This window comes from Paenibacillus sp. PastM-3 (assembly GCF_029893965.1).
Taxonomy (GTDB): Bacteria; Bacillota; Bacilli; order Paenibacillales; family Paenibacillaceae; genus Paenibacillus_AQ.
The window spans coordinates 14,705-28,119 of sequence record NZ_JARXXP010000024.1; the positions used below are offsets into that span (position 1 = coordinate 14,705).

General features: G+C 52.5%; 13 protein-coding genes. 1 reads left to right on the plus strand and 12 read right to left on the minus strand.

Annotated elements, in window-relative coordinates:
- Positions 1 to 117 precede the first annotated feature (117 nt).
- From M2108_RS24790 to M2108_RS24845, 12 genes are all read right to left on the minus strand, one after another.
- Entirely contained in the window at positions 118 to 1,074 is a 957-nt protein-coding gene (locus M2108_RS24790; protein ID WP_277472076.1) for a 4-hydroxy-3-methylbut-2-enyl diphosphate reductase, read from the minus strand.
- Between the two features lie 59 nt (positions 1,075 to 1,133).
- Positions 1,134 to 2,585 (minus strand): sensor histidine kinase, encoded by a 1,452-nt coding sequence (locus M2108_RS24795; RefSeq protein ID WP_277472077.1) that lies wholly within the window; start codon positions 2,583 to 2,585, stop codon positions 1,134 to 1,136.
- Between the two features lies 1 nt (position 2,586).
- Positions 2,587 to 3,273, minus strand: coding sequence for a response regulator transcription factor (locus tag M2108_RS24800; protein ID WP_277472078.1), 687 nt, complete (start codon positions 3,271 to 3,273; stop codon positions 2,587 to 2,589).
- A 122-nt stretch (positions 3,274 to 3,395) separates the two neighbouring features.
- Complete coding sequence (locus tag M2108_RS24805) at positions 3,396 to 5,036, minus strand: S1C family serine protease (RefSeq protein ID WP_277472079.1); 1,641 nt, start codon at positions 5,034 to 5,036, stop codon at positions 3,396 to 3,398.
- 217 nt (positions 5,037 to 5,253) lie between these two features.
- On the minus strand, positions 5,254 to 5,907 hold the full coding sequence (locus tag M2108_RS24810) for a response regulator (RefSeq protein WP_068728959.1): 654 nt from the start codon (positions 5,905 to 5,907) through the stop codon (positions 5,254 to 5,256).
- 2 nt (positions 5,908 to 5,909) lie between these two features.
- A complete protein-coding gene (locus M2108_RS24815) occupies positions 5,910 to 6,947 on the minus strand; it encodes a sensor histidine kinase (RefSeq protein WP_068728961.1) in 1,038 nt (345 codons plus the stop codon).
- Positions 6,948 to 6,950: 3 nt separating this feature from the next.
- Positions 6,951 to 8,042 (minus strand): cell wall-active antibiotics response protein LiaF, encoded by a 1,092-nt coding sequence (gene liaF, locus M2108_RS24820; RefSeq protein WP_277472080.1) that lies wholly within the window; start codon positions 8,040 to 8,042, stop codon positions 6,951 to 6,953.
- A gap of 266 nt (positions 8,043 to 8,308) precedes the next feature.
- Entirely contained in the window at positions 8,309 to 8,443 is a 135-nt protein-coding gene (locus M2108_RS24825; RefSeq protein ID WP_260510224.1) for a hypothetical protein, read from the minus strand.
- 135 nt (positions 8,444 to 8,578) lie between these two features.
- Positions 8,579 to 9,154, minus strand: coding sequence for a 3D domain-containing protein (locus M2108_RS24830; protein ID WP_277472131.1), 576 nt, complete (start codon positions 9,152 to 9,154; stop codon positions 8,579 to 8,581).
- Positions 9,155 to 9,584: 430 nt separating this feature from the next.
- Positions 9,585 to 11,522: a threonine--tRNA ligase gene (thrS, locus tag M2108_RS24835; protein ID WP_277472081.1), complete on the minus strand. Its 1,938-nt coding sequence runs from the start codon at positions 11,520 to 11,522 to the stop codon at positions 9,585 to 9,587.
- Positions 11,523 to 11,952: 430 nt separating this feature from the next.
- Positions 11,953 to 12,126 (minus strand): type II toxin-antitoxin system antitoxin, encoded by a 174-nt coding sequence (locus M2108_RS24840; RefSeq protein WP_039871515.1) that lies wholly within the window; start codon positions 12,124 to 12,126, stop codon positions 11,953 to 11,955.
- Positions 12,127 to 12,139: 13 nt separating this feature from the next.
- Positions 12,140 to 12,982: an SPFH domain-containing protein gene (locus M2108_RS24845; protein WP_068728966.1), complete on the minus strand. Its 843-nt coding sequence runs from the start codon at positions 12,980 to 12,982 to the stop codon at positions 12,140 to 12,142.
- 186 nt (positions 12,983 to 13,168) lie between these two features.
- On the opposite strand from M2108_RS24845, the gene M2108_RS24850 reads away from it, so the two are divergent.
- Complete coding sequence (locus M2108_RS24850; protein ID WP_277472082.1) at positions 13,169 to 13,351, plus strand: transcriptional regulator; 183 nt, start codon at positions 13,169 to 13,171, stop codon at positions 13,349 to 13,351.
- Positions 13,352 to 13,415 lie beyond the last annotated feature (64 nt).

The window sequence follows — 13,415 nt, forward strand, 5'->3', positions numbered from 1 at the left end:
TTTTGTGGAGAAACCAGGAATACTAAACAACATTAAAAGCACCCGTTCTCCCCAGGCGGAGGAACAGGTGCCTGATAATGGCATGTGAAATAGATAACGAATAAGTTCAGAACAACATCAGGTAGCGCTCGCAGTCTTGTTCTTGACCGGTGGCAGCAGCTTCGCCATGTTCACTGTACGCTTGATCTCCCAGGTTTCAGGCTTCGCCGGATCATACTGCTCCAGATAGCTGATAACTTCCTTGGTGATCGGTGTAGGCGTGGACGCGCCGGAAGTAACCCCTACCTTATTAACGCCCTGCAGCCATTCGGTATTCAGCTCGGATACATCTGCAATCCGGTGGGCAGGCGTACCGGCAATCTCTTCAGACACCTGTGCCAGCCGGTTGGAATTGTTGCTGCGCGGATCACCGACGACGATTACCAGGTCGCACTGCCCGGCCTGTTCAGCCACAGCCTCCTGGCGCACCTGTGTAGCCATACAGATCTCGTTATGCACTTCTGCGCCGGGGTAGGTTTCCAGCAGTTTTTTCATAATATGCTTGATATCCCACTGGCTCATCGTGGTCTGGTTCGTGATGACGATTCGTGAAGATGGCACATTCAGGCCGGCAATCTCTTCTTCCTTCTCGATCAGATGGACATGCTCCGGCGCAATGCCGACGGCGCCTTCCGGCTCCGGATGGCCTTTTTTGCCGATATAAATAACCTCGTAGCCTTCCTCCACCTTCTCTTTGATGAGATCGTGGGTCTTCGTTACATCCGGACAAGTAGCATCCACCGTAGTCAGCCCTTTGGCGCGGGCCAGCCTGCGCACTTCAGGAGAAACACCGTGTGCGGTAAAGATAACCGTACCACTGTCGACTTTATCGAGAATATCCAGACGGTTATGCCCGTCAAGGGTAATAATTCCATCGTCCTCAAAGGAATTCGTAACATGACTGTTATGTACAATCATGCCAAGTATATAAATCGGCCGGGGCAGATCGAGGTTCTGGGCGGCCTGCCGTGCCATCACCATGGCATCTACGACACCATAGCAATAGCCCCGGGGAGAAATTTTGATGACTTCCATGTATGTTCACCGGCTTTCTGCTGTCAATGACGGCTATAATAAGACCTGTCTATTATACCCTATTCCAGCGGCGGAGCAAAGAGAAGCGGCAGCCAGATAATAAAGGTCGTCCCCTCGCCCTGGCGGGTAACTACCTCCACTGATCCTCCGTGCTCATCGATAATCCATTTGGCGATTGACAGGCCAAGGCCGATTCCTTCCGTCATTCCCCTTGATTCATCCGCCCGGTAGAAGCGGTCGAAGATATGCGGAACCTGATCCTTGTCCATGCCGATCCCGGTGTCCTTGATCCGGATGCCCACCTGATTCTGGTAGAATACAGCATCCATGGTGACTTCACCGGAAGGCGTATACTTAAAGGCATTATCAATGAAAATGAACAGCATCTGCTGCAAATAATCCTTGTTGCCGACAATATACTTTCCGTTCATCTGGCTCAGATCGCCGATAGACCACTCGGACTGGCGCGGCAGGAATGATGCCCTGCGGGCCACCTCTGTCATCAGCGGCTCCAGCGCCACCGGCTCCTTGTCAAAGGTGCGGCCGGTATCCGCACGAGCCAGCGAGAGCATGTCGCCGACAAGCCGGCTCATCCGTTTGGACTCATCGGCTATATCCTTCACTGACTCAATGGACAGCTGGCGGATTTCGGCCTCACTCATCCGGCTCTGCTCAGGATCTATCTCCCAGACCTTCTGCAGCAGGTCGATGTTGCCCCGGATCGTTGTAAGCGGTGTCCGCAGCTCGTGCGAAGCATCGGACACGAACCGCCGCTGGGTGGCATACGAATCCTCAAGCTCCCTGTAGAAGCCCTCCATCCGCCCAAGCATGCTGTTAACCGTCTCAATCAGCCTGCCGATCTCGTCCGGAGGTCCGTTATATTCAATCCGTGAGCTGAGATCGTTGCCGGTCTGAATCCCGTTGGCTGCTTCAATGACCATGCCGATCGGGCTCATAGATTTGCGGGCCAGGAAAAGCCCGAACGTAAACGCGGCAATCAGCGTGGCAAAGGAGCCGACGAGCAGAATGTTTTTAAGCCGGTTCAGAAGCGACAGCTGTTCACCCGTATACACCGCCACCTGCAGCACCGCCGGATAATTGCCGTTAGAGGTGCCTACGTCAAAAGCCTGCTGGTAGATCAGAAACGGATTTCCGCCGTAATTGGCCTGCGAGAACCCCTGCTGACTGGCGGCGTCCGCCTTGGCCGGCACCTTAAACTGCAGATTGATCTCGGACATGTTCTGGCTTGGAATCAATTTATCCAGATCGTATATATACAGCTGGGCAAACAGGCTCTGCCCCGCCGGACCGCCTAGCACCTGTTTAAGTGTTCCATCATTGTAGTCAAAGTCCGTTTTGAGGCCTACCTGCTGAGCCTGCCGCATAAGCCGTTCTTTCAGATCCCCATAAGTATTAAAATAGACAAAACCGTAAATTGCGGCTGATAAGGCCAGCAGCATAACGGCCAAAATCCCTGAATACCAGGCTGTCAGCCGCAATTTAATAGACATGTTAGTCACCTCTTAGAATGTAACCGGCTCCCCGGATCGTCTGAATTAACCGTTTGCCGCCGTGCTCCTCCGTCTTCTGGCGCAGCATGGCGATATATACCTCAAGCACATTGGATTCCCCGCTGTAGTCATAACCCCAGATTTTATCCATAATGAGGTCACGGGAGAGCACACGCTTCGGGTTCTGCATGAACAGGTGCAGCAGCTCGAACTCCTTGGCGGTCAGCTCCAGACGTTTACCTGCACGTGTCACTTCTCGTGAATCCACATCCAGTGTGATATCTTCATACGCTACTGTCTGATCAGGTGTTCCGCTCTGCTCGCTCTTACGGCGAAGCAGGGCACGCACACGGGCCAGCAGCTCCTCAAGCGCAAATGGCTTAACCAGATAATCGTCCGCTCCGAGATCCAGCCCTTTAACCCGGTGCTCAATTTCATCTTTAGCCGTAAGCATCAGCACCGGGACAGTGCTCCCCCCTTCACGCATCCGCCGGCAGACCTCAAAGCCGTCCACCTGGGGCATCATCACATCCAGTACAACCACATCGGGGTCACCGGTCAGTATTGCGCGCAGTCCGTCCGCTCCGTTGGAGGCTGTCTTTACATCATAGCCTTCAAAGGCAAGGCCGCGGCGCAGCATGGAAGTAATCTTTTCATCATCATCAATAATTAAAATATTCGGTCGCATCAGGCAGCCCCCATTGTCCAGTTCGTTTTGTCTCTATTGTAGCATGAATGTACGGTTTCACGTCCAGCAGCAGCACAAACGGAAGGGGTGCCCCTTCCGTTTGTCAATACCGTCCGGTGTGATTACTGCTGCTGGGTTTGGGTGGTATCAAAATCATTTTTGTTGCCGATTGTCACAGGCAGTTCCAGCGTTTTGCCGTCACGGACAACATTCAGTGTAACCTTGTCACCGACCTTCAGGGATTGAATATAAGTGATCAGCTCCTGGCTGGTCGCATACTTCGTGCCGTTCACACCTGTAATGATATCGTACGGACGCAGGTCTGCAGTGTAGGCAGGGGATTTGAATACAATCTCAGCGACTACAGAGCCTTCGGTAATGTCAGTACCCATCTGCTGTGCAACCTGGTCAGTAATCGTCATCAGCGATGCACCGATAAATGGAACCGGCTCCTTAGGGATTTCCTGGTTGGCTTCCAGTTTGTCTACTACCTCTTTAATGGTATTTACTGCGATCGCAAAACCGATACCCTGGGAATCCGTGCTGACTGCCACGTTCATCCCGATCACTTCACCGTTCAGGTTAAGCAGCGGGCCGCCGGAGTTCCCCGGATTGATCGAAGCATCGGTCTGCAGCAGGTTTTTGTAATTACGGGTGCCGCTGCCGTCTTCTTCGTTAATATCGATACTGCGTCCTTTCGCACTCAATACACCGGCTGTAACCGTATGATCAAAGCCTTGCGGGTTACCGATCGCCACAACCTCGGAACCGACCTTGAGGCTGTCGGAATCACCAAGCGCGACTGTAGGGAAGTCAGCACCTTCAATTTTCAGAACGGCAAGATCCAGGTCTTTGCTGGAACCGAGCAGCTTAGCCTCATATGGCTTGGTTGTTCCGTCAACCGTAACCTGAATAACGTCTGCACCTTCAACAACGTGCTGGTTGGTCAGAATGTAACCGGAGGATTCATAGATGAAGCCTGTTCCGATTCCATAAGGAGTGAGCTGCGAATCCGAATTGCTGCCTGACTCCGACTGCGAATTACGGTCTGTTCCGGAGGAGCCCCCGAACTGGTCACCGAAGAAGAACTGCGAGAACGGGTCACTCATATTCGGATTGGACGATGAGCTTCTGCTCGAGCTTTTCACCAGTGTTTCAATCTTCACGACAGCGGGACCGACCGCATCAACCACGTTGGATACATCCGTTGTGCCGGTAAGCAGCGAGGTTGTCGAGGTGGATGGTGTCACACTCGCGCTGCCGACAGCCGATTTAGCCGTTGTACTTGCCACCGATGCTGTTGTTTCCTGGCCGCCGGTGAACCAGTTCCCCCGGTCTGCCGCAAACATTGAACCGGACAATACGATCATCCCGGCCAGGAAGGAGAGCAGCACTGCTTTTACTGGTTTCTTAGGCTTGCTGTTGTACTGCCAGCCGTTTCCGCTATCCGGACCGTTTCCGCTGCCGCCCCGTCCGCCGTTACCGTCAAAGCCGGTGGTGCGGAGCGAGGTGCTGTAAGGAAGCTGCTTGACCGGCTGCGGAGCAGTAACCTCTACACGCTCAGGTTCACGGCGGTTGTAATGCTCACTGTTATCCTGATTGGCGTCCTCATTGTTAATGGATTTAAAAGGTCCGTACGAGTAGTAGTAGGATGATCCGGATTCCGTTGGTTGAGCCTGGCTACGGTTGTCTGCATGATCATTATTATTGCTGCTGGCTGGTTCGTTATCACGATTAAAGTTGTTATTATTGTTGTTATCCATGTTTACGTTCCTCCCGTGCCTTGTCTGTCTGACAAGGAGTATTGTGTTTTCTTCTTGTTCTTATTTTGTACTTTAAACCTTAACTGCACATTAAAAACAATTTAACCAGAGATAAAAGATGATAGAAATTTACTCCGCAAAAGCAAAAAATCCCGGTGCTTATCTGCACCGGGACTTCATTTGGAGTTTAAGATAAATAAAAATATGAAGTTCCCCGTTATCCCTGGGCCCAGCCCTTGCGGTGGGCGTAAATGGCCAGCTGGGTGCGGTCGTCCAGCTCGCATTTCATCAGCAGGTTGCTGACATGCGTCTTAACCGTCTTTATGCTGATATGCAGCTCCTCGCCGATGTCCTTGTTGGTCTTGCCCTCGGCAATAAGAAGCAGCACCTCCTTTTCACGTTCGGTGAGGCCGGATGAATCTCCCTGAACCGTCCGCTGGCGGATGCCGCGGGTTAATGCCTGCGACACATCGCCGGTCATGACCGGCATACCGCGGTAGGCCCCCTGCAGGGCGTAAATCAGCTCTTCAGCGGAGACTGTTTTGAGCACATAGCTGACTGCACCGGCTTCAATCGCATCAACCACCAGATCATCCTCCAGAAAGCTGGTCAGGATGACGATCTTGAGACCGGGGAACTCGGCCAGCACAGCCCTCGTTGTTTCGGCACCGTTCATCACCGGCATCATCAGATCCATAAGCACCAGATCAGGCAGATTCTCCTGGCCCCAGTCACGCAGCATGTTCAGCGCTTCCGACCCGTTTCCCGCTTCGCCGACGACCTCAAACAACGGGTCCAGCATCAGATACGTTTTGAGTCCCATCCGCACCATGTCATGATCGTCCACCAGCAGTACTTTTATGACACTCATGTCTATTCCTCCTGTTCCTGATTGCCTTGAACAAATTTTGGTATATGTACGCGGATCGTCGTTCCCGCTCCTTTGCGGCTGATGATCTCCACCTGCCCGCCCAGCTTTTCGGCACGCTCACGCATGGTTGTCAGACCATAGGACCCCTGCTTGTGCTGCACATGCTCAAACCCCTGGCCATCATCGCTGATGCTCAGTACGACCTGCCTCGGGGCTTCACGCAGGGACAGGCTGACTACACGCGCACCGGCATGCTTGACGATATTAGCCATTGACTCCTGGATAATCAGGAACAGCTGGTGTTCAATCGCCTCCGACAGCTCACCCTGCAGCTCCAGCTCCTTGACCCCTTTGAGCCCGTTCTGCCGGCAGTAATCCGGAAACCATTTCTCCAGCGCCTCGAACAGATTCCTGCCTTCAAGCTCTACCGGTCGCAGCTGTGCAATCAGCGCCCGCATCTGCTTCTGCGCCATTTGCGACATCGTAATCAGCTGATGCATGACCGTTATTCCCTGCTGCTCATTGCGTTCAAGCACTTTAGGCAGCGATGAAGCGGACATATGGATCGCGAACAGCTGCTGGCTTACCGTGTCATGCAAATCACGGGCCATCCGCCGGCGTTCCTCCAGTACCGCGCTCTCCGCCGCCTTTTCCTTCTCGATTACTTCCTGTTCGCCGAGACGCTGCAGAATCTGCATTTTATTTTCAACCGTATCCATCATAATGTTGAACTCATGGTACACTCTGGCAAAGGACTGGTCATCACTCTCCGGCATCCGCACAGAAAGGTTGCCCTTGGCGACCTGCAGCATGTTCAGATCGAGATGGTCGATCCGCCGCTGGATCCGCTGTCCGGCCATATAGCCGACTACAACGTTAAACAGCACAATTCCGAGGATAAGATACAGCCACATGTGGTAATCCACAACTTCAATGTAGCCCAGGCATGTCCCGGCATAGACGAGTCCGGCAGCGACGCCTCCGCTGAGGAGAAAATAGAGCAGCAGCAGCCATTTGGTATTGCTGAAGATCGTCCCCATCCTTTAGCCCACCGTTTTAACCTTGATATCGCCGATGAAGGCGCTCACGTTAATCCGGACTTTTTTGCCGGCTTCCTTGTAATAAGGGGTCTTGCACTGCACACTGCTCATAAATCCGCTGCGCGTCTGCTCCAGCACCTGCATATCGCCGATAAAGGAACTGCTGTTGACCGAAACACCCAGATCCATATCATCCGGAATATAGACTTTAATGTCGCCGACAAAAGCGGATATGTTGATCTTGGTCTCGCCGTAAGGAATCTGCGCATTGGTCAGATCAAGCACGGTGTCTCCGATGAACTGTGAAATGTTGGTGTGCTTCAGCTGAAAATGCTCCTTGCCCATATGCACGTCCCCGATAAAGGCCGAACGGTTGGTCGTTTCCTTATGATTATGGCTATCATGGAACTCCTCATGCCACTCCCCGTGTCTGCGGGCATGGCGTTCCTGGCGCTCCTGGCGTCTGCGTTCATGGCGGTCCCGGTTCTCCTTCCACCGCGCTTCGGATGCCGATTGAAAATATCCCTTCGGGTCCTGCTCCTGCTCACGGGCATCCTCTTCATCCTTGGAGAGGTAGTCGTCCCAGTTGCGTTCGCCCGCAGGCTTGCCGAATTTCTGCTCGAACTGTTCATCCAGTGTGGATTCCAGCGGCTTCGGGGGCGTTACAGGCTCATGAGCACCCGGTCCGGGCGGATAAAAGTCAGGAGGTGACGATGGTGCCGGAGGAACCGGCGGAATATTGCGGCTGCGCGGTCTGAAGATCACATACAAGCCTCCGCCGATCAGCATTACCGGAAAGAGCAGCTTGAAAAAGTCGCCTGGCGATACATCAAACCAGTACAGATTCCGTCCCAGAAAATATACCCCGAGCGCGAGGAAGAAAAATCCCCAGAAGGCCGACGAACCCTTTGAACCATTATCATGGGTGGACAAAAAATTCTGCAGCCCCATCCAGATCAGGATAAGCGGCCAATAATCCGAAAAAAGTGAACCTATACTGAAATCGGTATATCCCATCTGCCTCAGCAGGAACATCCCGCCGAGTCCAATCAGGATCAGTCCGCCGAGAACCTGGCTGGTGAACCTTCGTTTCATGCTTCATTTCCCCTTTATGATGTCGTTTTTGCCTTCATGCATACCTTATAGACTTAGTCTACAGCATTCGGAGGCCAGAGGACAGCGGCGTAAGAAGGAAAGCGGACTCAGTCCCGGGACCGAGCCGCCTGGAATTATAAGGGATATTTGTCCATTCGGCGGCAGGTGCCTTTAAAAACGAAAAAGGATTGTCCCGGCGCCCATCCTCTGAGCGTACCGGAACAATCCAGCTTTAGCATATCGGTTTTGGCCAGGCATTCACAGCATTACTGCTGCGGTTTTTGCACCGGCTTAACAAATGTACCCTGCTTTGTTGCGCCGTCATTTTCAACAGCAAACTCGGCATTGTATTTTTCATTCGGTGTTTTGTAGTTTTCCTGTACTTTTGGTTTTTTAGCCACTGGAATTCACCCCCCTGAGTGTTTTCGTTAAGGGCACTCAATGTACCCCAGTCGATATTATGGCGGGCCAGGGGCTGTCTTATGCATGTGCAAGTGAAAAACATCTCAAACCTTCATGCAGGCTGTGGTTCCGCGTCAAATGCTTTCCTCCAGCAGGTCCTGGGGAATCGTTTTGTAGGTCTGAATCGCCTTGCCAAGATCCTTGAGCATGCTCTCAGTGCATTTACCGTTACCGCGTTTAATCAGCTGGACAACAACCGTCTTTTTGCCCCATTCCTTGTACACCTGCTTGGTGGTGGCGAAATACAGGTCAATCTTGCGTCCCTTGATTGCAGACCCGGTATCCGCAACGATTGCATACCCGTAACCCGGGATATAGAGAATGCTTCCCAGCGGCAGAACCTTTGGGTCGGCGGCAATCGTAGATACTGCATTTTTGTCCCTGCGTACTTTGACGCCAGAATAGGTGATGCCGTATTGCGGATGCTTGGATGTCTTGCCTGTGGACTCATAGCCTGCAGTATAGCCGGTTGCCGTAACCTTCATTGAAGTGATAATCTGCTCCGGCGCCGGTGCAGCAACGGGAACTGAAGCAGGCTGCTTGACAGCCGTATCCGGCTTTTTGGCGGCGGGTGCAGCTGTTGCCTGCGGTGCCTCTGTTGCCTGCGGTGCCTCTGTTGCCTGCGGTGCCCCTGTTGCTGCCGGCTTCACCCGGGAAGTCCCCCCGAGCTGAGAGGCTCCTGTAAAGTAAGCCTCCTGCGAGTATACGGTGGCCCGCCCGGTTGTCTGCACCTCCTGCTCCGCGTTTCCGCTAATGCTTGTAAAGAAGGATGAACCCTGTCTATTTTGAAAATCATCTGCCTTTATTGTGCCGCTGTTCAACTGGCCAGCAATGTCCGCTGTTCCTCTGGCCAGGGCGTACCCGGTACCCTTGTCCGGATAAGCTCCTGCAGCAGTAAGAATAAGCACTACCGTAACCATTAGACACCAAAGCCTCTGGCATAAGCCCATTTTGTTCATTTGATAAACCTCCCCCTATTAGCGAAGGTTTCCCGTTTCACAAAATTTTATACATGAAGCGCTGATAGGCGGCTTCACGAGGCATATGACAGAGACTATGATAGCAGGCTTATCGGCTAAATCAGATTACGCGGCCGGAAATTTCCTTACCCAGTGTTTCAATTACTTCTTCAAGCGGCTTGGCGCCGATATCGCCTTCCCCGCGTTTGCGGATGGACACGGTGCCCGCATTCATCTCGTTCTCGCCGACTACGAACATATATGGAAGCTTCTCGAGCTGGGCTTCACGGATCTTGTACCCGAGCTTCTCATTGCGCAGGTCCACTTCAGCACGGATACCGTTTCTCTGCAGCTTCGCTTCAACATCCTTGGCATATTCATCAAAGGCCGAGGATACCGGAATAATCTTGACCTGCTGCGGCGACAGCCACAGCGGAAGTGAACCGGCAAAGTTCTCCAGCAGGAAGGCTACGAAACGTTCCATTGTGCCGAGAATACCACGGTGAAGCACAACCGGACGATGTTTGTTACCGTCATCCCCGACGTACTCCAGCTCGAAGCGCTCAGGCAGCAGGAAGTCGATCTGTACAGTGGACAGGGTTTCTTCCTTGCCGAGCGCGGTGCGGATCTGCACATCAAGCTTAGGTCCGTAGAAGGCCGCTTCGCCTTCTGCTTCAAAGAACGGCAGACCGGCTTCTTCCGCTACCTCGCGCAGCATACGCTGTGCAGTCTCCCACATTTCATCATTCTGGAAGTACTTTTCAGTATCCTGCGGATCACGGTAGGACAGACGGAAACGGTAATCGTGAATACCGAAATCGCTGTATACCTGCTTGATCAGCTCAAGTACGCGTTTGAATTCGCTCTTGATCTGGTCCAGGCGGCAGAAGATATGGGAATCATTCAGCGTCATGGAGCGAACGCGGTGCAGACCGGTCAGCGCGCCGGACATTTCATAGCGGTGCATAGTGCCCAGCTCGGCAATGCGGATCGGCAGGTCGCGGTAGCTGTGCATCGAGCTCTTATAGATCATCATGTGATGCGGGCAGTTCATCGGACGAAGCACGAACTCCTCGGTATCAATAACCATCTTAGGGAACATGTCTTCCTGGTAGTGCTCCCAGTGTCCGGAAGTTTTGTACAGCTCTACGTTACCAAGCACCGGAGTGTATACGTGCTGGTAGCCGAGGCTGGCTTCCAGATCGACGATATAACGCTCCAGAATGCTGCGCAGCTTGGCGCCTTTAGGCAGCCAGATCGGCAGACCCTGTCCGACCAGCTGGTTGAAGGTGAAGATTTCCAGCTCTTTACCCAGCTTGCGGTGGTCACGTTTCTTGGCTTCCTCCAGCAGCCGCAGATGCTCATCGAGCTGGGCTTTTTTGATCCAGGCTGTACCGTATACGCGCTGCAGCATTTTGTTCTTGCTGTCTCCGCGCCAGTAAGCGCCGGCTACATTCATCAGCTTGAATACTTTGATCTTGGAAGTGGACGGCACATGCGGTCCGCGGCACAGGTCAAAGAATTCACCCTGCTCATAGATCGAAATCACGCTGTCTTCCGGCAGCGCCTCAATCAGCTCCAGCTTGTACGGATCGCCAAGCTCACCGAAAAGATCCAGTGCTTCCTTGCGGCTGACTTCTTTGCGTACAATCGGCAGATTTTCGTTAACGATACGTTCCATTTCCTTCTCGATCTTGAGCAGATCTTCCGGATTGAGCGGATGCTCCAGGTCCATATCATAGTAGAAGCCGTCTTCAATAACCGGACCGACTCCGAGCTTGACTTCCTTCGCACCGAACAAACGTCTGGTTGCCTGGGCCATCAGGTGGGCGGTACTATGACGCATAACCTCCAGACCCTCCGGTGAATCCAGCGTAACGATCTCAATGAGTGCGCCTTCTTCAAGCGGTGTCGACAGGTCGACAATAATCCCGTTCAGCTTGCCGGCGGCTGCATTCTTGCGCAGGCCGCTGCTGATCGAAGCAGCTACATCGTCGATAGTGCTGCCGTTCTCATATTCCCGGACTGATCCGTCCGGAAGCTTAATACTTACTGACATTATTGTTCCTCCTAGTGGTTGGTAGCTGGCCCTCTTTCGGGCATTAAGTGGCGGTACGGAAAATCCACGCAAACAAAAAACACCCGTCCCGCAAAGGGACGAGTGATTGCACCCGTGGTTCCACCCAAATTCGATTCTATACAAGAATCCTTCATCAGCATGGGAATAACGGCCATGAACCGGCGGTTCTTACTATCCCGTAACAATGAGTGCAGAAGCCTCCGGGAGTTCATAACCGCAGCTACAAAGGGGTAGATCGGAAGCCGGATACCGGAGGAAATTGCAGCCTGGGTTCCCTCTCTCTGAAGCGGTCCTGATAACGATCCATGTCTTTGTCGACGCTGTTAACGTGAATTATGCAGTAATTATAAAGCTGTCCGCTGCTTCAGTCAAGCATACAAGCGTACAAGGCAGGATTTCCTGTTTACATTTACTCCTCTTCCCGGCGTTTTTTTCCCGGCAAGCGACCCGCGCGCTTCAAAGACTCACGCAGCAAATATTCAATGTGTCCGTTTACGCTGCGAAATTCCTCTCCCGCCCAACGCTCCAGCGCTTCATACAGCTCCGGATCAATCCGCAGCGGAAAGCTCTTCTTGGCCGCCATGATTCATCATCCCCTAGTACAACGAACCGGCATTGATCACCGGGCTCGCTCCGCGCTCAGACACAATCGCCACCATCAGGTTGTTGATCATGGCCGCCTTGCGCTCTTCATCAAGCTCAACCACGCCATTTTCTTTAAGCTGACGGATCGCCATGTCTACCATGCCGACAGCGCCTTCCACAATGATCTGCCGTGCCGACAGAATGGCCGAGGCCTGCTGGCGCTGCAGCATGGTGCTGGCAATCTCTGTAGAGTAAGCCAGATGCGTCAGACGCGCCTCAATCACCTCTACCCCGGACAAGGACAAACGCTCCTGCAATTCCGAAGCCAGCTCCTTGGCGATCTCGTCGGCATTGGCCCGCAGTGACATGCCTGATTCATTAAAGTTATCATACGGATATTTGCTCGCTACATGACGCAGCGCGGTTTCGCTCTGAATCTCGACAAAAGCCATATATTTATCTACATCAAACAGCGCTTTGGCAGAATTGATGACTTTGAAAACAATGACTGCCGCAATTTCAATCGGGTTCCCTTCCACATCATTAACCTTCAGCTTGACACTGTTAAAATTGCGCACCCGCAGCGACACGGTCTTACGGATACTGAACGGAATAACCGCATACATCCCGCTCTTCACAATCGTTCCGACATATTGCCCGAAAAAGGTGACCACAACTGACTTGTTAGGCTGGACAATCGTGATGCTTGTGCACAGAACTGCGGCAACTAAAAACAGAACGACCGGCACCGCAACATATTCGTGCGCTCCCCCGTAGATCCCGCCTGCCAGACAGACCACAATCAGCGCAATAACCCAAAATCCGCTAACCGGACGTAAAACCTTCTCCTTCATAAAAGCACCTCCACAAGATATGTATTTGATATAATTATGATATCACTTTTGGATACAACTGTAAATCCATTTTTTATTATTCAAAGCCCAATTCGATAAAAGTCACTGCATTTCTTCTAATCCTCTTCTATACTACAAATCTAAGTTGTCATTCTTTCAAATATATTGAATAAGGACGTGACCTTCATGAGCGAAAAAGAACAGGTGCTGGACATTCTCAAAGCATCGGCAACCCCACTCACCGCCGGTGAGGTAGAGAAGCTCTCCGGCCTTGCGCGCAAAGCCGTAGACAAGGCTTTTACTGAACTCAAGAAAGACAATGCCATTGTCTCCCCGGTCCGGTGCAAGTGGGAAGCTGCTGTAAAATAAATAACTTGTTACAATAAACAGGCCCATGCGGGATTCGCATGGGCCTGTTTATGCGGAGAATCAA